Raw genomic sequence first — 19,899 nt, forward strand, 5'->3', positions numbered from 1 at the left:
TCGCGAATTTTGACTGCACAATACCCAAGCTCAACCGACTAAGTCAAAGAATGGCGAGAGCCCCTCTCTCGCCATTCGCTCAAGCTCAAACCCGTCCGGCTGCAGCTGGGTTTTGCGAGGTCGCGAGGGCGGGTTCTGCTAACCCTCAGTTTAGCGTGTGATTGATAACCCCATCGATCCCATCGGCTGCGCGCAGCAAAAACTGCGCGACTTTGCGCGCATTATCGGAATCCAACTACATATGAACCCGCCCTGTCTCCATGTCGTCCGGAAAATCAAATTCCAGAAGGATTTTTCCCTTGTATTCAAGGATTGCTTTCAAACATTCAACGCCAATCAGTTCTTCAATCTTCAATGAAAAATTCCTTTCAAAAAACCGCAAAAGAAATGATTCTTCTTACAGAGTAAATCATCACAAAGGTTCCACCGGCTCTGTTGCGCCAGCTTTGCAGCCAATGGATGCAACGCCAATGCGCCCTGGCGCCGTCGCAGCCACGAAATGCAGCGGATCCAAAACCAGACATTCGCGAGCGATGCGCCGCCGCCCCGTTGAACCCGTCGCAACCGCGTCTTGATCATCGATCCGAGCGATCTTGCTTTTTGACTGGCCTAGTTGTCGGGCCCCGATCCCGATTGTTAGCCACCGCCGCCTTTCAAACCCACGCGCGCAGAGCGGCTGCAAACCTCAAACGAATGGCGTCTTTGCAATCGCTGAAGCCACGACAACAAAAAACGCCATCCCATCACCCACCGATTTGATAGGCACTGCCATCAGCCCCTTTCCAGCCGAGCTTAGGCTGCGTGCATTGTTGTATAGCTGGCGAGTTTTCGATTTTTTGACTGCATGACGCCGCTCCCAAGGGTGATCCGGGCTGTGCAATGCTACAAGCAGAGATAGACATGGAAAGAAGAGACATCATTGCGGCACTTGAAAGCTTATTCATATTACTTGCTTCTGTTCTCTTAGATTCTATTTTAATTAGCGAGACTAACGTTCTGCAATATTATTGCAGATTTCTTGTCTTAAACTTTACTTATTGACGAACTATACTAAATATGTGAGCGTATACTCACATTGTCTACTCGCTTTTGGAATCCACCTCGATGACCCTGCAAATCCTGACAAATCCCCGAAAATCTGCCTCTCAGCAACGTTCGCGCGTCACTGTCGAAGCCATTCTTGACGCCACAGCTCGCATTTTGACCAAGGAAGGTTATGCGCGCGCCAGTACAAATCGCATTGCCGCAGTGGCGGGTGTCAGCATTGGATCGCTCTATCAGTATTTTCCCAACAAACAGGCACTGATCGCAGCGCTAGTTGCACGGCACAATCGTGAAATCCTCGATCTGCTGGAACAAGCGATGCAGCACTGCGTCCATGACAAACTCGTCGACGCCATGCGTGACCTTGTCCGCGCCATGCTCGCCGCGCATCGGATCAATCCCGCGCTGCACCGCATCTTCAAAGAGGAGGTTCCCCGCATCGGCAAACTTGTTGAAGTCGAAGCAATCCGTAAAGAAACGCTCGACCTTGTGAAGCGTTTCATGCATCAATGTCAGGACGAAATCCTGGTATCGGATCTCGAGGCAGCAGCCTTCATCTGCGTGACAACAGTCGAGGCTCTGACCCACGCACTGGTCATTAATGATTGCGGACATTCGTTGACAGAGGAGGAGGATGCCGTTGAACATGTGACGCGACTGCTGGCAGGCTATCTCAGCATTGCGCCAGAACCGCTGCGTCCTATTCTCAAGTCAGCCGGTTCATTGCCGGGTTGAGCGACGTTTGTCCTGCAGGCAACGCCAAGTTCGGCCTTCCGCTTCACGAGGGGAAAGGAGACGGCGCAACCTTGCCGCCGCTCACGAACACGTGGTCTCAGCAAATGGGCAATGAATTTTGCGGGATCACAGCATGACCTGCCCGGAAAGCGCGCAGTCAGCGACAGGATTCACACGCGGCGCGCATAGTAAGTCGGTCAAAATAGCCTTGTCGATCATCAACGGCACGCCATGTCAATTTTCTGCAACCGTCGGCAAGGGTGCATCTCGGCTCATAGCGTGATCCAGCACACGCTGCAGATTGGCGGCATGCCGGAAATTCGGCTCCAATCCCACACCATCCGCGACGGCGCGGGCAAAGCGCTGATAATTTGTCTCCACCGGTTCCGCATCTATTGCGCGCCAGGATGGAATTTCAATATCAGCGCCGATCGAGCCGCGCAGGCTTGAGCCAATTGGGGTGTGAATGACTTCCAGTGCTCCCTTGTCCCCATGGATGCGCAGCCGCAATTCATTGAGATGGCCGGTCGCCCAGCGGCTGGCGTGAATGACACCGAGCGCGCCATTGCCATATTCCGCCATCATGACGAAGCTGTCATTGGCATCGAGCACATATTCACCGATATGGTCATTCTCCGCCTTGTCAAAGGTCTTCAGCCGCGCGGAGGCACGTTCAACGTCACTACCGATGGCATAGGACGCGAAATCCAGGATATGGATGCCGACATCACCCAGCACGCCATTGGAGCCATGCCGGGTGGAAAGACGCCAGAGCCATTTGCTTTCCGACTTCCAGTCTCCCCACGTCTTGGAGACCAGCCAGCTTTGCAAATAAGAGGCTTCGAAATGGCGAACCTGGCCGATCTCGCCCGCCATCACGAGTTGTCGCGCCTTCTGCAACGGCGCCACGTTGCGATAGGTCAGGTTAACCATATTCACGATGGATGCCTGTTCGGCCGCATCCGCCATTTCCGCAGCCTTTTGATAGCTTTCCGCCAGCGGCTTCTCGCAGAAAATATGCTTTCCCGCGCCGGTTAGCGCCATAGATGTCGGGTGATGGATGGCATCGGGCGTGACATTGGCGACCGCGTCAAATCGATCCCAGTCAAGCGCATCTTCAAGCCGGGTGAAACGATTATGAATACCGTGATTTTCCGAGAAAGCATCGACGCGCTCCGCCGACACATCGCAGGCCGCAACAACTTCAACCCCATCGATCGCCGCAAAGGCCTCGACATGGTTTTTTGCCATCCCGCCTGTTCCAAGAATGAGAAGACGCATGCTTCACCTCAACGATAGCCGGCTTCGCCCGGCTTATGCAGCTTGGGCCCGCGCTCGACGATTGGTTCCAGAGCCTGTTCGATCGCGACATTTGGAGCAGTATGAATGGCCGTGAAAGCGGGCTGCGGGTTGAAGGCCCATTTGACGGCGTTGCGCAGCACCAGTCGGACATTGCCATCATGATAAGTCGGGTAGGTTTCATGCCCGGGCCGGAAATAAAACACATTGCCCGCCCCCCGACGCCAGGTCATGCCGGAGCGGAACACTTCGCCGCCTGCGAACCAGGAAATGAACACCGTCTCCAGCGGCTCGGGAACCGAAAACTGCTCGCCATACATTTCCTCGTTTTCCAGCACGAAATTGTCGTCAAGCCCCTGAGCGATCGGATGACCTTTATTAACCACCCACACTCGCTCGCGCTCACCGGCTTCCCGCCATTTCAGCGCGCAGGGCGTCCCCATCAGACGCTTGAAGATCTTCGAAAAATGTCCGGAATGCAGCACGATCAGCCCCATACCTTCAAAAACCCGGCGGGCGACGCGTTCCACCACATCATCCCTGACACCGCCATGGTCCTGATGGCCCCACCAGACCAGAACGTCCGTTTCAGCAAGCCGCTCTTCGCTTAAGCCATGGTCCGCCTCCTGCAATGTGGCAGTCGAGGCCGCAATGGCGCTGTCTTCATTCAACGCCGCAGCGATCGTGTGATGCATCCCGTCAGGATAAAGTTGACGCACGGTTTCATTGACCTGCTCGTGTATATTCTCGCCCCAGACGATCGTCCTTATCGACACGTGATTTCTCCTTTTATCGCGACGCCATCGTCGCCGTTTCGTTTGAGTTCGGGAGAAGACTTCAGACAGGAAAACCCAATCCTGCTGCGGATTGTTCCTGAATTTTTTCATTCATCGGTGCATCAGCATTGGCAAGGGCGCGGCCGTCCTGATCAAACCGGTGCATATGCGCGGCCATTGGTTTGATCGACACCGCCATTCCAGGCATTCGCTGCGAAACGCCGCTTTCACGAACCACAACCGGCTCATCAAGCCCCAGCTCAACATAGACGAAGCTGTCGGAACCCAGAATTTCCGAATGAATGACCCGACCACTCCAACAACCGTCCTCCCCGACAAACACCAAGTGCTCGGGCCTTATCCCAACCGTCGGCGCTCCGAACGGCGCTGCATGCTTGCCAGAGAGCAAGTTCATCTTTGGCGAACCAATGAAGGATGCGACAAAGATCGAATTGGGATATTGATAGAGCTCAAGCGGCGTTCCGATCTGTTCAACCCGCCCATCACGCAAAACACAGATCCGGTCGGCCAATGTCATCGCCTCGACCTGATCATGGGTCACATAGATCATCGTGGTTCCCGTCATGCTCTGGTGCAGCTTTGCGATTTCGAGCCGCGTCGCAACCCGCAAGCCGGCGTCCAGATTGGAGAGCGGCTCATCAAACAGAAACAGTTTCGGGTCGCGGACAATCGCGCGACCGATTGCAACCCGCTGTCTTTGGCCACCGGAAAGCTGGCGCGGCAACCGGCCAAGATAGGGGGTCAGCTGCAACATCTCGGCAGCCTGCTCAATACGATGCTTGCAAGCCTGTCTGCTGCTGCCGGCAAGCTGCATTCCGAACGCCATGTTTTGATAGACCGTCATATGGGGATAAAGCGCATAGGATTGAAACACCATCGCGACACCGCGTTTGGATGGGCTCAGGCCATTGACCTCGACACCATCCATCAAAAGGCTGCCAGAGGTGATATCTTCAAGCCCGGCGATCAACCGCAAAAGGGTCGACTTGCCACATCCCGACGGACCGACGAACACCATGAATTCGCCAGCACGGATATCCATGTCCACGCCTTTGATGACCTCGAATGTCCCGAATGACTTGCGCAGATTGCGCAGTTGCAGATCAGCCATAGTAATTTCCTATACTTTCACGCCACCGGCCGTCAGACCCGATACGATCCGCCGCTGAAAGATGAGAACAAGGATGACAAGCGGCACAGTCACAATCACCGATGCCGCCATGATATTGCCCCAGGGGATTTCGAACTGCGAACTGCCCGACAACAAGGCAATCGCGACCGGAACCGTGCGCTGCTCGGCAGAGGCCGTGAAGGTCAACGCGAACAGGAATTCATTCCAGGCGGAGATGAACGCAAGCAGCCCTGTTGTCACAAGCGCTGGCCACATCAGCGGCATGAACACTCTTGTAATGATGACAAACGGTGTCGCGCCGTCAACAATCGCTGCCTCCTCGATTTCCACCGGCAAATCGCGCATGAAAGTCGTTAAGACCCAGACGGTGAAGGGAAGCGTAAAGATCATATAGGAGAAAATGAGCGCCAGTGGCGTGTTGAAGATACCCAGAAAGCGGATCAACTCGAACAAGCCGGCCAGAACCGCAATCTGCGGAAACATCGAGACCGACAGAATGGTGAGCAATAACAGTCCACGCCCGCGAAAACGCACCCGCGCCAGCGCATAGGCGGCTGAAACAGCCAGCAGCAGCGACAAGACCACCAACACTGTCGCCACCAGCAGCGAGTTTGCCAGACTGCGCAGGAAGCCACCCTTTGCCAGCACCGCTGCATAATTATGAAGCGAAAAATGTCCAGGCCAGAAATCAACCACGAAAAGCGCGGTGCCGGATTTGAAACTGGTCAGGATTGCGTAATAAAATGGAAACACAGCGATCACGATGATGACCGCCACAGCCAGATAAAACCCCAGGAACTTCACCGCTCGCATCCTCATTCCCCCCGACTGGCAATACTTACACGCCCGAAAAACATGTAGATGAGGGTGATGGCCGCGATGATCACAAACAACATCGTCGATGCCGTCGCGCCATAGGCGAATGTGTCAAAGTCGAAAAGATTTTCGCGCGCAAACACCGACATTGTCTTGGTCTGTGCATTGTTGGTGGTCAGAACATAGATTAAATCGAAAATCCGCAGGGCATCGAGCATCCGGAAGATCACAGCAACCATCAAGGCCGGCCGGATCAGCGGCAGTGTCACGCGCCAGAAGACCTTGATTGGATGCACGCCATCGACCCGTGCTGCCTCATAAATATCGGATGGAACCATCTGCAGACCGGCAAGGATCAACAGCGCCATGAACGGTGTTGTCTTCCAGACATCCACGATGAGAATGGCAATAATTGCAGTGTCCGGATTGGCGGTCCAGGCGATTTTCTGACTGATCAGACCCAGGCCGAGCAGAATATGGTTCAGGATGCCGAACTGATCATTGAGCATCCATGCCCACATTTTTCCCGAGACGATGGTCGGTATCGCCCAGGGGATCAGAATAGCTGCCCTTACAAGCCCGCGTCCCGGAAAACGCGCATTGAGAACCAGCGCCACGATCAAGCCGAAAATGGTTTCGAGACTAACCGAAATAAAGGTAAAACTGATGGTGTTCCACACCGCACCCCACCACGCCGGATCCGCCAGAAGTCCGCGATAGACCGTGCGCCCGCTCTTCAGCGTTACCCAGGACAGGTAATTCTTGAAGCCGACAAATTCCGCGCCCGCGAGATTGGTCAGCGATGCATTCGTGAAGCTGAAGCAAATGGTTCTCATGAGCGGCCAGCCCGCCACCAACGCAAGCACAAGCAAGGTCGGCGCCAGGAACAGCCAGGCCGCGCGGATGCGCGCCCGCTTCAAATCAGAATGCCGCGGGCCGATTGCGCGTGCGGGTGAAACATCAATCGAAGTCTCTGCCATTCTCGTCCTCCGGCTCTGCTTGCTCCTCGATTAAAACGTTCGGATCGCTTGGGGAACCCGAACGCCGCTTGATGCGTCGCTACCAGCCGGATCCTTCGAGTTCCGTCAGTTCGACCTCAAGCATTTCGAGATTCTCCGCAGCCGTTCCCTGTCCAGAAAGCGTTCTGTGGACCCCATTCCAGAATTTCGACGACACTTCATTATACTTGACCTTCGTCGCCGCCGACGGCCGTGGCACCGCATTGTGCCAGGATGATCCAGCCATTGTCCTCACGAACCGCCACAAAATCTCCGGTCCCTTTGCCTCAATCGCGCCAGCCAGTGCATTTAACCTCGATTGCCTTCGTTCCCGGATTGGAACTGACAGAACGGATTCCTTGCAGGGCGCGGAACCCCCGATTGCAAGCGCACAACTGCAATATTCCCCGCACTTAGCAACAGCAGTGCCGTATCAAGACCCATATCAGCTTTCCCCTATCCTCTTTGAATCTGCACATCGATTTCCTTTCGATCATGCTCCCTGCGCGCGCCCGTCGAACGGGCCGTCGCCAGAGCCAGCAATGGGCCAGCTGCGACAACACAACCGCTATGGCTACGATGGCTGTGCACAACAACAATGTTGATTGCCAAGGCTCAAAGCCTTATGAAAACCGCAAACCTGCAACAATCACGCGGTGCGCAGTCTTTTCGCGCCCCTTCAAATAGAGCGTCGAGATCACAATGACCCTTTACATGGATTACCTGGCTGAGATCAAAAGCAGACAACCGCAAGGTCTTGATCCGAAGCCGATCGATGATGGCGGGCTCGTTGCGGAAATCATTGCTCTGATCGAAGATACCGAAAACCCGCTGCGCGCCGACGCCCTGAAATTCTTCATTTACAATACGCTACCCGGAACCACGGCCGCAGCCGCGGTCAAGGCAGCGTTTCTCAAACAGATCATTCAGGGTGAAAAGAACGTTGCGGAGATTTCTCCGGACTTCGCGCTTGAACTGCTCTCCCACATGAAGGGCGGCCCATCGATCCGAGTGCTGCTCGACATCACTCTGGGCGATGATGCCGTCCTGGCCGTCAAGGCGGGCGAAGTCCTCAAGACGCAGGTCTTTCTCTACGACGCCGACATGTTCCGCTTGCGCGACGCCTTCCAAGCCGGCAACGCCATTGCAAAAGACGTCCTTGAGAGCTACGCGAAGGCCGAGTTCTTCACCAAGCTCCCCGAAGTGGATGACGAGATCAAGGTGGTGACATTCATCGCTGCCGAGGGTGATATTTCCACCGATCTGCTTTCGCCGGGTAACCAGGCCCATTCGCGCTCGGATCGTCAGCTGCACGGCCAATGCATGATCACGCCCGAAGCACAGCAGGAAATCGTTGCGCTCCAGAAGCAGCACCCTGACAAGCGGGTGATGATGATCGCCGAAAAGGGAACCATGGGCGTCGGCTCGTCGCGTATGTCCGGCGTCAACAATGTCGCCCTTTGGACCGGCAAACAGGCAAGCCCCTATGTGCCCTTTGTCAATTTTGCCCCAATCGTCGCCGGAACCAACGGTATTTCGCCGATTTTCGCGACCACCGTCGATGTGACGGGCGGTATCGGTATCAATCTGAAAAACTGGACCAAGAAGACCGGTGACGATGGAAAGCCGATCCTCAATAATGACGGCAATCCGATCCTCGAACAGCAATTCTCGGTCGAAACCGGAACGGTGCTGAAGATAAATGTCAAGAACAAGCAGCTCTGTGACGAGCAAGGCAATGTTCTGGTGGATGTCGCCTCGGCCTTCACACCGCAAAAAATGGAGTTCATGAAAGCAGGCAGTTCCTACGCGATCGTGTTTGGCAAGAAACTGCAGACATTTGCTGCCCAGACCCTTGGCGTCGAAGTCACTCCGGTATTTGCTGCCAACAAGGAAATCACGGTTGAAGGTCAGGGCCTGACCGCCGTTGAAAAAATCTTCAATCGCAATGCTGTCGGTGTAACCCCAGGCAAGGTTCTGCACGCTGGCTCCGACGTCCGCGTCAAGGTCAATATTGTCGGCTCGCAGGACACAACCGGCCTGATGACCGCTCAGGAACTCGAAGCCATGGCGGCGACGGTGATCTCGCCTTTAGTGGATGGCGCCTACCAGTCGGGCTGCCACACGGCTTCGGTCTGGGACAAGAAAGCCCAGGCCAATATCCCCAAGCTGATGAGTTTCATGAATAATTTCGGGCTCATCACCGCCCGTGATCCTAAAGGCGTCTATCATTCCATGACCGACGTCATCCATAAGGTGCTCAACGATATTACCGTCGATGACTGGGCGATTATCATTGGCGGCGACAGCCATACCCGCATGTCGAAAGGCGTGGCCTTTGGCGCGGATTCGGGCACGGTCGCTCTGGCGCTGGCAACCGGCGAAGCCACGATGCCAATCCCGCAATCTGTCAAGGTGACGTTCAAGGGCAGTATGCAGCCGCATATGGACTTCCGTGATGTCGTGCACGCAACCCAGGCGCAGATGCTCAAGCAATGCGGTGACAACGTCTTCCAGGGCCGGATCATCGAAGTCCATATTGGCACATTGCTTGCCGACCAGGCTTTCACCTTCACCGACTGGACAGCTGAAATGAAGGCCAAGGCATCGATCTGCATCTCCGAGGACGAGACGCTGATCCAGTCACTCGAGATCGCCAAGTCCCGCATTCAGATCATGATCGAAAAAGGCATGGAAAACGCCGCCGGAACGCTGCGTGGCCTGATCGCCAAGGCGGATGCGCGCATTGCCGAAATCCGTTCAGGCGAAAAACCTGCCCTGGCTCCCGATGCCAATGCACATTATTTCGCTGAGGTGGTCGTCGATCTCGATCTGATCGATGAACCGATGATCGCCGATCCCGACGTCAACAATGCCGATGTCTCCAAACGCTATACGCATGATACCATTCGTCCGGTATCCTATTACGGCGGCACCAAAAAGGTTGATCTTGGCTTTGTCGGTTCGTGCATGGTGCATAAGGGCGATATGAAGATCGTCGCGCAAATGCTCAAGAACATTGAGAAAAACGAAGGCAAGGTGTCGTTCAAGGCCCCGCTTGTCGTCGCCGCACCGACCTACAACATCATCGACGAACTCAAAGCAGAGGGCGACTGGGAAATCCTCCAGCGCTATTCTGGCTTCGAATTTGACGACCTGATGCCAAAAAATGCCGCGCGCACCGAATATGAAAATATTCTCTATCTTGAGCGTCCAGGCTGCAATCTCTGTATGGGCAATCAGGAAAAGGCTGAGAAGGGGGATACCGTTCTTGCGACCTCAACCCGCCTGTTTCAGGGCCGCGTCGTTGAAGATTCTGCCGAAAAGAAGGGAGAGTCTCTGCTTGCTTCGACCCCGGTCGTGGTGCTCTCGGCCATTCTCGGTCGAACCCCAAGTGCCGAGGAATATAAGGCAGCAGTCGAAGGCATCGATCTGACAAAGTTCGCGCCGCCAAAAACCACTCCGCTCGACGCCCTTTCGGTTCACTACTAAGCGCGCCGCACCATCACAGCGCCCTCATCACGCCTCGCCCGATCCTTGCTGATCGGGCGAGGCGAAACCTTGCGATGACGCTTTTGCTTTCAAGCCGGTTGCTGCGCAAAAAATCTGCGCTCCGGATCCCGGATTGACATGCGGCTTGCTTTTACCGCCTCGCCCGCTCTGCCGCCAGCTTTCTCCAATCGCAGGATAAAACCTTCGTTCAAGCCCTTTCAACGACCATGATCAAGCGGCACCCGACCGCTGAAAATGCGAAGCGATCGACCCGCTTGCGCAAACCACAAAGGGTTCCACGTCGCAACTGCGCCATGCCGCAGCGCGCAAGCGAGCCCTCCTGCCATCGCACCGGATCTGCGGCTGTTTTTAAACGGTCCCAACCTCACCTTCTTTTCGACACGCCCGCGGTCCTCCATTGCTGCCCGGACCATCATCCAGCGCTCATGGGCAAGAAGCAGCTACGCAATTTTGTGTCGCATCCACGTCACTTTTGAGAAAAAGTAAAAAGCTCCGCCTGCAATGCATTGCAGTTTATTGCCGGATCAGTATAGGTAGGCCTTTGATCAATGCCGTGCGCGCGACAATGGCAAAGGAGCAATGACGGTCCTGCAGTCCCCCCGCTTCGCGCGCCTGGAGGAGTGTTTATGAGAGAAAATCCCAGCCGCGCCAATATCCAGCCAGGCCCATGCCACCATGGTTAAGAGTTCTTCTGCGAGCCAGCAAACCATCCTGCCCTTACCAGCGATCAATCTCAACAATGTGCAGATCTCCTTCGCCCTCGCCAATGGCCAGCGCTTCGACGCAGTCGCGGAAAGCAATCTGCAGGTTGCCGATCATGAGTTTGTCGCCATTGTCGGACCGACCGGCTGTGGCAAGTCAACCTTGCTCAATGCCGTTGCAGGTCTGCTGGTGCCGGCCAGTGGCCGCGTCGAAATCGAAGGCCAGCCGCTGCGCTGTCTTAATCGCAAGGCCGGCTATCTGTTTCAGCAAGATGCACTGATGCCATGGAAAACCGTGCTCGAAAATGTGGCGATCGGCCTCGAAGTCGCCGGGACGGCGAAGGCCGATGCGCGCGCTAAGGCCGAGCAATGGTTAACCAAGGTCGGACTTGCGAATTTCGGGGATCGCTATCCGCACATGTTGTCCGGCGGCCAGCGCAAACGCGTTGGCTTGGCGCAGGTGCTGATCCGCAATCCCAAATATCTGCTGATGGATGAACCCTTCGGACCGCTCGATGCGCAAACCCGCGTCATCATGGGCGATCTTCTGCTGGATCTGTGGTCGCAGGACAAGAAGGCGGTGATGTTTGTCACCCATGATCTTGAGGAAGCCATCGCGCTGGCCGATCGGGTCGTCATCATGTCGGCCGGTCCGCGTGCCCGCATCATGGCCGAATATAGGATCCCGCTCGAGCGCCCGCGCGAAATCTCGGAAATTCGCCTGCTCGACGCGTTCCATGACATCCATCGCGAAATCTGGAACGCTCTGAAGGACGAAGTGCTTAAAGCCTATCAGCAGACAAGCGGAGCAAGAGCATGAAAAAGCCGGCACTATTCCTGGCTCAGCTGAGCGTTGCGGTCATTCTGCTGCTGGTCTGGCACGTGTTTACCGCAACCCATCTGTTGGGTAACCCTGCAAAAAGCCAGTTCTTCTTTTCAACGCCCGTCGATGTCGCCGCGCGCATCTATAAATGGTTTGTCGAAGGCACCATCTGGTATCATCTCGGCATCACCTTGCTTGAAGCGATGCTGGCATTTTTTATCGGTTCAGCCGGCGGTGTGCTGATTGGCTTCTGGTTCGCCCGCAAACCGGTGCTGGCTGCCATCTTTGACCCCTATGTGAAGGCCGCCAATTCCCTGCCACGCGTGGTTCTTGCACCTATTTTTGCGCTGTGGCTAGGCCTTGGCATCTGGTCGAAGGTCGCGCTTGGCGTGTCTCTGGTATTCTTCATCGTGTTCTTCAATGTCTATCAGGGCGTCAAGGAAGTGAACCAGACCGTCTTGTCGAACGCGCGCATGCTCGGCATGAATGAACGTCAGCTGTTGCGCAATGTCTATTTGCCCTCCGCGCTGTCCTGGATGTTCTCCAGCCTGCACACAGCCGTTGGATTTGCAGTGGTCGGTGCGGTGGTCGGTGAATATCTCGGCTCCTCGGCAGGTCTGGGCTACCTTATTCATCAGGCTGAAGGCGTGTTCGATGTCACCGGCGTCTTTGCCGGCATGTTCGTGCTAACGGCCTTTGTGTTGTTGATCGACTGGGTGGTTTCCCTGGTCGAGGAACGATTGCTCATCTGGCGGCCCAAGACCGCCAGCGCGAACGGCGCCTGAGATCGGGCGCTTCAACATATTTTAAGGAGGAAGGCCATGAATTTTACCCGCAGAGATCTGTTGCTCGGCGCAGCAGCGATGGGAATAGCCAATCTCGCAACCCGTCTGCCCGCCTATGCCCAGGACGCATCGGCAACCCCGGAAAAGCCGGAACTGATGTTTGGCGTCGGCGGCAAGCCGCTGTTCTACTACCTGCCGCTGACCATTGCCGAGCGCAAGGGCTTCTTCAAGGAGGAAGGGCTTTCGGTCACCGTCAATGATTTTGGCGGCGGTGCAAAATCACTGCAGGCTCTGATCGGTGGCTCGGTCGATGTGGTTACCGGCGCCTATGAACACACAATTCGCATGCAAAATCGCGGCCAGGATATCAAGGCAATCTGCGAACTTGGCCAGTTTCCCGGCATCTGCATCGCGGTGCGCAAGGACCTCGCCAACGACATCAAAACCATTGCCGACCTCAAAGGACAGAATGTCGGGGTGACCGCACCAGGGTCTTCAACCTCGCTGTTCCTGCAATATGCATTGATTAAGAACGGCCTGGCGGCTGATGACGCGTCAATCATCGGTGTCGGCGGCGGCGCCAGCGCTGTGGCAGCCGTCAAGAAGGGTGAAATCGCCGCCCTAGTGCACCTCGATCCGGTCATCACCCGTCTCGAGGTCGATGGTGATATCTCGATCCTTCTCGACACCCGCACGGAAGCCGGAACCCGCGCCTTGTTCGGCGGCACAAACCCGGCTGCCATCACCTATGTCCAGCAAAGCTTTATCGACGCAAACCCCGTCACCACCCAGCGCGTTGTCAATGCCTTTGTCAAATCACTGAACTGGATTCACCAGGCATCCGCTGATGATGTGGCCGATACGGTGCCGGAAGAATACCTGCTGGGTGACCGCGCCCTCTATAAGACCGGGTTTGAGAAATCGCGCGCCATGTATTCACAAAAAGGCATCATCGCCGCCGATGGTTTTGACAGCATGATGAACATGCTCAAGGCGCTCGATCCCGAACTGGCCAATTCAAAGATCACATTCGCCCAGACCTTTGATCCACGTTTTGCGCAAGCGGCCAAGACGTAACAGCGTTAAAACAGCATCAGCTGTTCCGGCAAGCCTGTGCTGCCGGAACAGCCCGAGACCAACCTTGAACGACCTTTGATGGCGGCAGACGACAATTCCAGATGAATTGATCAACCCATCGAACCAATTGCTCCGACGCGCGTTTAAAAATCGAAAATGCCGCGTGAAGGAACATCAATTTGACGCAACAAGAAGCAACGCAGAAGCGACAATTGCGACAGTCCCAGCCCTATTGGGAAACAACCCCGAAAATTACACTCACCACGCGACAAAAACCGTCGCGCCGTCACTATGATGTCGTGGTGGTCGGCGCCGGCATCAGTGGCGCGCTGATCGCCCAGGCACTCATGGATGGCAAACGAAAAATCGCCATCTTTGACCGCCGCCGCCCGGTGTTTGGCAGCACAATGGCCAGCACGGCAATGCTGCAGCATGAAATCGATGTTCCCTTGTTCAAGCTCAAGAAGCGTTTATCACCAAACGCCGCCGAGCGTATCTGGCAGCGCTCAGCGGACAGTGTCGACGCCTTGATCAAACTGACAGCCGAGCTGGATATCCATTGCTCGATGCAACGCAAGAAGGCCCTTTATCTAGCCGGCGACGAATACGGCGCACGCGCGCTTGGCCAGGAAGTCGAGGCGCGGCAGGCGATCGGTCTTCATGCTGAATTTCTTGATGCCCATATTTTGAAGGAACGCTTTGCGATCGACCGAACGGCTGCGATCGAAAGCGATATGTCGGCCTCCGCCAATCCCGCCCAGTTGACCGCAGGTTTGTTACGGCACTGCCTGAAAGGTGGAATAGAAATCATTCGTGACATGGAAATCACCGATTTTCTGAGCCTCAATCAGCAGGTCGCTCTTGCCACCGCGCAGGGCGCGGTGATAAGCGCCGGCGCTGTCGTGTTCTGCACCGGCTATCAATTCCTCAAAGCGCTGGCCCATAAAAATCACCAGATCATCTCGACCTGGGCGATCGCCGGCGCAAAGCAACAGCCCACCCCCGCCTGGCTGCGCGATTATCTGGTCTGGGAAGCCTCCGATCCCTATCTGTATTTTCGTAATGCGAGCGATGGCAGACTGATCGCCGGTGGCGAGGATGAAGCTTCTGAGACGGCGTTTGAGGATCCACAGAAAGCCGCACAAAAAAGCCAGACAATTGCGCGCAAAATCAGCCGGTTGATCGGCTGTGATGTCGGCAAGCCGGCTTATCAATGGTCGGCCGCCTTTGGCTCAACCCCGACCGGTACGCCGATGATCGGAGCCATTGAAGGCCATCCCAACGTCTATGCCGCCATGGGCTATGGTGGCAATGGCATCACATTCAGCAAGATTGCCGCCGAAATTCTCGCCAAGGCGCTCAATGGCAAGGAAGATCGCGACGCAGCCCTCTTAGCCTTTCGATAGCTGAAGAAAGCGGCGTGCTGCGCGGGTTCATCCCCCAAGCCATAAGCCGACGGAACAATCCGTACGGCGCGCGGTTAACTTCCAAGACCGTCTGCAACCGCCCGGCTTCAAAACGGGACCGCGCTTGTGACGGTGATGATCCACAGATGCAATCGCCTTGAGCAAGGCAAGGATCTGACGCACCGACCTTTCAACTGGAGCAGAAAAACGCATGACATCTCACCACACCGATCCGCTCACCCAGGATGAAGACATCAAGTTTCTGGCTGAAAACTCCGATCTGTCGCCGCTTCAGGCCAAGGCGCTGATCGAAAAATTTGGCCGTGACCGCGAAAAATTGCTTGAAGAGGCCAAGAATTTCAAGGCGGAGAGCTAAGAGGCCGAGGCGTCTTCGTCCTGTGGCTGCCCTTTTCCGCCAGCAGCGAAGACGCGCTGCGATCGCTGCGGCTGTCGCGCGCCAATCCGTAAGGTTTTAAGCGGCTATTTCAGCCTATCGACGCCCTTTGCGGCAACGCAGATGTCATCTGAGCAATAGCACTCAGCGCTCGTTTGCGCTGATATCCGTGCCGACGTGGCGTAGCCATTTTAAGGCAGTCCGTTCATCCTGATCAAGCTGTGGCGCCACCACACGCAGGCTGGAGGCCGCTTGCACCGTTGCAGCCAGTTGATCCTGCTGCCATTGCTCAAACACCAGTGGATGAATATAGGAACGCCGGCAGACGGCGCGGGTATTACAGAGCCGCTGCGCGATCCTGTCGATTTCCGCATTCAGCGCCCGCTTTGATGCCGCGGCGCTCTCTGGCCGCGGCAAGGCTGACAATCCCTTCACAGCCGAAGCGGTCGCTGCCCAGGTCCGGAAATGCTTTGACGTGAAGTCGGCCTTCGTCACATCGCGAAGATAGTCGTTGATATCCTGCGAGCTGATCGCATGGCGCTGTCCCTCATTATCGAGATATTGAAACAGATGCTGACCGGGGAGTTCCTGCAGCGAGCGGATAATTCTGGCGATCCGTCTGTCGGAAATCTTCAGGTTCCAATCTTTTCCCGATTTGCCCTTGAAGATCAGCCGCAAGCTGGTGCCGTCAGTCTTCAAATGACGGTTGCGCAAGGTCGTCACGCCAAAGCTCTTGTTGGAACGAGCATAATTGGGGCTGCCGACGCGCACAAGCAACCGGTCCATCAGCCAGACAATCGTTGCGATCACTTTTTCACGACAGAACGAGCGCCGCCGCATATCAGCCTCGACCTGCTGGCGCAAACTGCTCAACACGCTCGCAAAATCAGCAAGACTGGAGAATTTCGTCTCTCCCTGCATCGCAGACCATGTAGAATGATAGCGATATTGCTTGCGTCCGCGCTGATCCCTGCCAGTCGCCTGAATATGCCCTTTTGAATGGGCACAGATCCAGACATCCTCCCAGGCGGGCGGAATGGCCAGCGCCTTGATGCGCTCAATGTCCTTCGGCAAGACCTTGCCTGCACCGATCGCTTTGTAACGAAAACCCGCGCCGCAGCGTTGTCTTCGAATGCCGGGTTCGCTGTCGCTGACATAATGCAGCTCGCAGTCCAGAAGCGGCACGGGCTCTGTAGCAGAAGCGTTCAATCGATCAAGCAAATGGCACCTCGCACGGTTAGCGCAGCAGAAACCTGCAGCCATTAACGCAATGCGTCGCTTCCGGTTCCCGATTCAGCCCGGCTGCGGAACCAAGCCCCCATTGAGGCGTTCAACCACGTAACCCGATGTGCAATTCGGCCGGTAACCGGCCAGTACTCGGACCTCAACGCGAAAAGGATAAAGCGGTGCCCAGACCTTTCTGGAAAGGCTACCTCAAACTCTCGCTCGTCACCTGTGCCGTCGAACTGCGACCTGCCACCAGTGAAGCCGAACGCGTGCGCTTCCATACGCTGAACGAGAAAACCGGCAATCGAGTGATCATTCGCTACGTAGACCAGGAGAGCAAAAAGCCTGTGCGCGATCAGGATCAGGCAAAAGGCTTCGAGAAAGCAGAGGGTGACTACATCATTCTGGAGGACGAGGAGCTTGAAGCAGTCGCGCTCGAAAGCACCCGAACCATTGATATCGACAGGTTCGTCCCGCGCGATAGTATCGGTTGGATCTGGTACGACAAACCGCATTTTCTGTCGCCCGCCGATAAGATTGGGGCGGAAGCTTTTGCGGTCATCCGCGAGGCAATGGACAGCGCCGAGGTTTCAGGCCTTGCACGCCTAGTGATGTATCGGCGCGAGCGCGCTGTCTTACTGGAGCCGCGAGACAAGGGCATTGTGCTCTGGACACTCCGCTACGGCGATGAAGTACGCGATGCGAACGACTATTTCAGCAAGGTCGACGCCGACAAGCCCGAAAAGAAAATGCTGACGATGGTGCGCAGTCTCATTCAGCAGCGGACGCAGGACTGGGACGAGGAACTGCTCACAGATCCCGTGCAAAAAAACCTGAAGCGGATGATCGCAGCGAAGAAAAAGAAAAGCAAACCCCGCGCCCAGACAAAGCGCGAGACCAAGGCGCCTCGCGGCGGCAATGTGATCGATATTATGGAAGCCCTGCGTAAAAGTCTCGAGAAGGAGGGGAAGGCATAATCCCCCGATATTTCCAGGCAGGCCTTCAGTTTGTTCACACTTTGAAGGCGCAAAGGCGGAGCGCTGCAGGTCTTTTGTCAGACTGTGTTTCAATAGCATCGGCCTTATAACCAGCCTTACTAAGGCGGCGGAGAAGAGAGCTCTGCCGGTCCACCATAGCACTGGCCGTGCGTTGCAGCTCTCACTCACGTTCCTGGCCGCTCTCACCCAAATCACAAAGGAAAATCTTGTCTGAGAATAACATCACGCGATTGTCCGATGTGCCGACAATAGCGGTCAGCAACAGATAAAGGTCGCGAAAGCAAAGGACCGCTAGTCAAGTCACTGGTTGATAAAGGCGCAGCTGGTTGAATCGAGCGCCTCTCTAACTCGCCTTTTTGCTACTACTCTGCTTAGCCGGAGCTTTCTTGCCGCCCGCCTTCGGGCGAGATGATTTTTTGGCAGCTGCCGCCAATCCAGCACTCTTACGCAGTGCTTCCTTGAGATCGATGACCTGCGCTGACTTGGTTTGTGCCGGTTTCTTGAACGGCTTGCCGGCAATTTTGGCCTTTATCAGATCCGCAAGCGCCGCATCATAACGGTCATCAAAGCCCGCCGGATCGAAACGGCCCATCTTGGTATCGATAATATGCTTTGCGAGCTCGAGCATTTCCTCGTCGAACTTGAAACTGTCGATATCCGAGAACGCTTCCTTTGTTGAGCGCACCTCATAATCAAAATTGAGCGTGGTCGCCAGAAGCCCGTCATCATATGCGCGGATCAGCAGCTTGCGGGCGCGCCGAAATAAAACCGCCTCGGCAATTGCGCCGACTTTCTCCAGCTGCATCGCCTCGCGTAACAATGTGAACGCTTCCTGATTGTCGTCGGTCGGTGCGATATAGTAAGGCCGGTCCAGATAAACATCATCAATTGCATCGCAGGCAACAAAGCACAGCACATTCAACGTCTTGTCGCTTTCAGGCACTGCGGCTGCAATCTCATCCTCGCTGAAACTCACATAGGCCCCAGAGGCGACTTCGTAGCCTTTCACCTGATCTTCACGCGCGACCGGCTTGCCGGTATCGCTATCGACAAATTCGCGATTAAGCCGATTGCCGGTCTTCCGATTGACAAGGTGAAACGAAACACGCTCCGAGGTTGAGGCCGCAGTATAAAGCGCGACTGGACATAAAAGCTCGTCGATCTTGATCTGTCCCTTCCAAGTCGCCCGCGGTGCCATTGTCACGCTCCATCCTCGTGCGAACTGGCTTTGCCAACCCGTTTCAAGATCTTTTCAAAGGCAAAGCCAAAGCCCAACAACACAGGAAGACCGAGCAATACGATCCAGAACAACAACCATCCCATTGCTTTTCCTCCCTCCTGTTGGAACACGGAACAATTACATCAAGGCAGAGAGCCCGCGCCTTGCTCATTGCTGAGACAACCCACCGCTTCGACAATGGTTCCCTATTGGGGTTCCCTAGCAGCGTTGGCGAGCCCTCTCAGCGTTGAAGTTGACTACCGACACTGCAGAGAACTCACGTTCTCCTGGACCGCAACCCGTATGCCCCATGGACCACGCATTGCACTTGGGTGCAGCAGTGCAAGCATTGCGAGCTGCGCCTCCCTCAGGCGGCTTACCGCTTTCGTGCGCTCTTCAAATCATCCCTCGAACCGCTATCGCGATCGCGTGTGGCGCAATCACGCACGTGGAGAGCGTGCGGCGCGGATCAAAACGTCATCGGCGCCACCACGAGCTTTTTCAAGGGAACGAAGGTTCGCGCTGTTCGTTAACAGCCAATTCGCGGCGCATGGAGGCTTTGATGAGAAATATCGACAGGAAAGATCGCTTGATCCTGGCGCTCGCAGCATTGCTACGGGCTGAACGCGAAACCCGTGGCGCTCTGCAAGCAGCACTCCAGAATGACAGCGTCAACGTCGAGACATTGCGCGCTATCCTGTCCGATCCGGTGCCAGTCGTCACCGAAGAGGACATCTTATTTGCCGAGGATTTCGCCCGATCAAGACAACTCCCTCCATTCCATCTCAACAGCAACCAACTGAGGACAACCAAAGAGACTTTCTGATAGATCGAAACCCCTGTTGTCGTTCTCCAAAAATGCGCTAATCTTGCGTCCTTCTTCTGTTTGATATTGTTTCAGGATTTCCGATTGTGGAGTGGACTGTGAGCGGCAA

The 19,899-nt window shown here is 55.6% G+C and carries 16 protein-coding genes and 1 pseudogene; 9 read left to right on the forward strand and 8 right to left on the reverse strand.

All coding sequences use genetic code 11. The features are described from left to right. Positions 1–1,104 precede the first annotated feature (1,104 nt). On the forward strand, positions 1,105–1,779 hold the full coding sequence (locus CEV34_RS16645) for a TetR/AcrR family transcriptional regulator (RefSeq protein ID WP_094544053.1): 675 nt from the start codon (positions 1,105–1,107) through the stop codon (positions 1,777–1,779). 234 nt (positions 1,780–2,013) lie between these two features. Here CEV34_RS16645 and CEV34_RS16650 read toward each other — a convergent pair whose 3' ends face one another. The 6 genes and pseudogenes from CEV34_RS16650 to CEV34_RS16675 form a co-directional block, all read right to left on the reverse strand. Further along, the gene (locus CEV34_RS16650; RefSeq protein ID WP_007881161.1) at positions 2,014–3,060 is read right to left on the reverse strand and encodes a Gfo/Idh/MocA family protein; all 1,047 of its coding nucleotides are present in this window, start codon (positions 3,058–3,060) and stop codon (positions 2,014–2,016) included. An 8-nt stretch (positions 3,061–3,068) separates the two neighbouring features. Beyond that, positions 3,069–3,854, reverse strand: coding sequence for a ThuA domain-containing protein (locus CEV34_RS16655; RefSeq protein WP_007881162.1), 786 nt, complete (start codon positions 3,852–3,854; stop codon positions 3,069–3,071). 61 nt (positions 3,855–3,915) lie between these two features. Beyond that, a complete protein-coding gene (locus tag CEV34_RS16660; RefSeq protein WP_094544054.1) occupies positions 3,916–4,986 on the reverse strand; it encodes an ABC transporter ATP-binding protein in 1,071 nt (356 codons plus the stop codon). A 9-nt stretch (positions 4,987–4,995) separates the two neighbouring features. Then, positions 4,996–5,820: a carbohydrate ABC transporter permease gene (locus CEV34_RS16665; protein WP_179253566.1), complete on the reverse strand. Its 825-nt coding sequence runs from the start codon at positions 5,818–5,820 to the stop codon at positions 4,996–4,998. 2 nt (positions 5,821–5,822) lie between these two features. Further along, a complete protein-coding gene (locus tag CEV34_RS16670; protein ID WP_094544056.1) occupies positions 5,823–6,803 on the reverse strand; it encodes a carbohydrate ABC transporter permease in 981 nt (326 codons plus the stop codon). Positions 6,804–6,882: 79 nt separating this feature from the next. Beyond that, a pseudogene (locus CEV34_RS16675) lies at positions 6,883–7,053 on the reverse strand (ABC transporter substrate-binding protein); the annotation flags it as partial. 470 nt (positions 7,054–7,523) lie between these two features. On the opposite strand from CEV34_RS16675, the gene CEV34_RS16685 reads away from it, so the two are divergent. The 6 genes from CEV34_RS16685 to CEV34_RS27085 all read left to right on the forward strand — a co-directional run bounded on the left by CEV34_RS16685 (position 7,524) and on the right by CEV34_RS27085 (position 15,502). Next, on the forward strand, positions 7,524–10,313 hold the full coding sequence (locus CEV34_RS16685) for a bifunctional aconitate hydratase 2/2-methylisocitrate dehydratase (RefSeq protein WP_094544058.1): 2,790 nt from the start codon (positions 7,524–7,526) through the stop codon (positions 10,311–10,313). Between the two features lie 696 nt (positions 10,314–11,009). After that, the gene (locus CEV34_RS16700; protein ID WP_094544060.1) at positions 11,010–11,855 is read left to right on the forward strand and encodes an ABC transporter ATP-binding protein; all 846 of its coding nucleotides are present in this window, start codon (positions 11,010–11,012) and stop codon (positions 11,853–11,855) included. Next, positions 11,852–12,643, forward strand: coding sequence for an ABC transporter permease (locus CEV34_RS16705; protein ID WP_007881184.1), 792 nt, complete (start codon positions 11,852–11,854; stop codon positions 12,641–12,643). Before CEV34_RS16700 ends, CEV34_RS16705 begins: the two co-directional genes overlap by 4 nt. Before the next feature lie 36 nt (positions 12,644–12,679). Beyond that, positions 12,680–13,720, forward strand: coding sequence for an ABC transporter substrate-binding protein (locus tag CEV34_RS16710; protein WP_007881185.1), 1,041 nt, complete (start codon positions 12,680–12,682; stop codon positions 13,718–13,720). A 179-nt stretch (positions 13,721–13,899) separates the two neighbouring features. After that, positions 13,900–15,126: an NAD(P)/FAD-dependent oxidoreductase gene (locus CEV34_RS16715; RefSeq protein WP_094544061.1), complete on the forward strand. Its 1,227-nt coding sequence runs from the start codon at positions 13,900–13,902 to the stop codon at positions 15,124–15,126. 211 nt (positions 15,127–15,337) lie between these two features. Continuing rightward, positions 15,338–15,502, forward strand: a complete 165-nt coding sequence (locus CEV34_RS27085; RefSeq protein WP_085982995.1) for a hypothetical protein — start codon at positions 15,338–15,340, stop codon at positions 15,500–15,502. A 162-nt stretch (positions 15,503–15,664) separates the two neighbouring features. Here CEV34_RS27085 and CEV34_RS16720 read toward each other — a convergent pair whose 3' ends face one another. Next, positions 15,665–16,741 carry a DNA topoisomerase IB gene (locus CEV34_RS16720; RefSeq protein WP_094544062.1) on the reverse strand — a complete coding sequence of 359 codons (1,077 nt, stop codon included), beginning with the start codon at positions 16,739–16,741 and terminating at the stop codon, positions 15,665–15,667. Between the two features lie 185 nt (positions 16,742–16,926). Between CEV34_RS16720 and ku (CEV34_RS16725) the strand changes: the two genes are divergently transcribed. Further along, complete coding sequence (gene ku, locus CEV34_RS16725) at positions 16,927–17,724, forward strand: non-homologous end joining protein Ku (RefSeq protein ID WP_094544182.1); 798 nt, start codon at positions 16,927–16,929, stop codon at positions 17,722–17,724. 364 nt (positions 17,725–18,088) lie between these two features. Here ku (CEV34_RS16725) and ku (CEV34_RS16730) read toward each other — a convergent pair whose 3' ends face one another. Beyond that, complete coding sequence (gene ku, locus CEV34_RS16730) at positions 18,089–18,943, reverse strand: non-homologous end joining protein Ku (protein ID WP_094544063.1); 855 nt, start codon at positions 18,941–18,943, stop codon at positions 18,089–18,091. 583 nt (positions 18,944–19,526) lie between these two features. Between ku (CEV34_RS16730) and CEV34_RS16735 the strand changes: the two genes are divergently transcribed. Beyond that, positions 19,527–19,790, forward strand: coding sequence for a hypothetical protein (locus tag CEV34_RS16735; protein WP_094544064.1), 264 nt, complete (start codon positions 19,527–19,529; stop codon positions 19,788–19,790). Positions 19,791–19,899: the final 109 nt, after the last annotated feature.

The organism is Brucella pseudogrignonensis, from assembly GCF_002252525.1.
GTDB classification, from domain to species: domain Bacteria; phylum Pseudomonadota; class Alphaproteobacteria; order Rhizobiales; family Rhizobiaceae; genus Brucella; species Brucella pseudogrignonensis.

What these genes read in the sequence shown, in the direction of transcription:
- CEV34_RS16645 (WP_094544053.1), top strand. Translation starts at nt 1,105, where the DNA reads ATGACCCTGCAAATCCTGACAAATCCCCGAAAATCTGCCTCTCAGCAA.
- CEV34_RS16650 (WP_007881161.1), bottom strand. Translation starts at nt 3,060, where the DNA reads ATGCGTCTTCTCATTCTTGGAACAGGCGGGATGGCAAAAAACCATGTC.
- CEV34_RS16660 (WP_094544054.1), bottom strand. Translation starts at nt 4,986, where the DNA reads ATGGCTGATCTGCAACTGCGCAATCTGCGCAAGTCATTCGGGACATTC.
- CEV34_RS16665 (WP_179253566.1), bottom strand. Translation starts at nt 5,820, where the DNA reads ATGCGAGCGGTGAAGTTCCTGGGGTTTTATCTGGCTGTGGCGGTCATC.
- CEV34_RS16670 (WP_094544056.1), bottom strand. Translation starts at nt 6,803, where the DNA reads ATGGCAGAGACTTCGATTGATGTTTCACCCGCACGCGCAATCGGCCCG.
- CEV34_RS16685 (WP_094544058.1), top strand. Translation starts at nt 7,524, where the DNA reads ATGACCCTTTACATGGATTACCTGGCTGAGATCAAAAGCAGACAACCG.
- CEV34_RS16700 (WP_094544060.1), top strand. Translation starts at nt 11,010, where the DNA reads ATGGTTAAGAGTTCTTCTGCGAGCCAGCAAACCATCCTGCCCTTACCA.
- CEV34_RS16705 (WP_007881184.1), top strand. Translation starts at nt 11,852, where the DNA reads ATGAAAAAGCCGGCACTATTCCTGGCTCAGCTGAGCGTTGCGGTCATT.
- CEV34_RS16710 (WP_007881185.1), top strand. Translation starts at nt 12,680, where the DNA reads ATGAATTTTACCCGCAGAGATCTGTTGCTCGGCGCAGCAGCGATGGGA.
- CEV34_RS27085 (WP_085982995.1), top strand. Translation starts at nt 15,338, where the DNA reads ATGACATCTCACCACACCGATCCGCTCACCCAGGATGAAGACATCAAG.
- ku (WP_094544063.1), bottom strand. Translation starts at nt 18,943, where the DNA reads ATGGCACCGCGGGCGACTTGGAAGGGACAGATCAAGATCGACGAGCTT.
- CEV34_RS16735 (WP_094544064.1), top strand. Translation starts at nt 19,527, where the DNA reads ATGAGAAATATCGACAGGAAAGATCGCTTGATCCTGGCGCTCGCAGCA.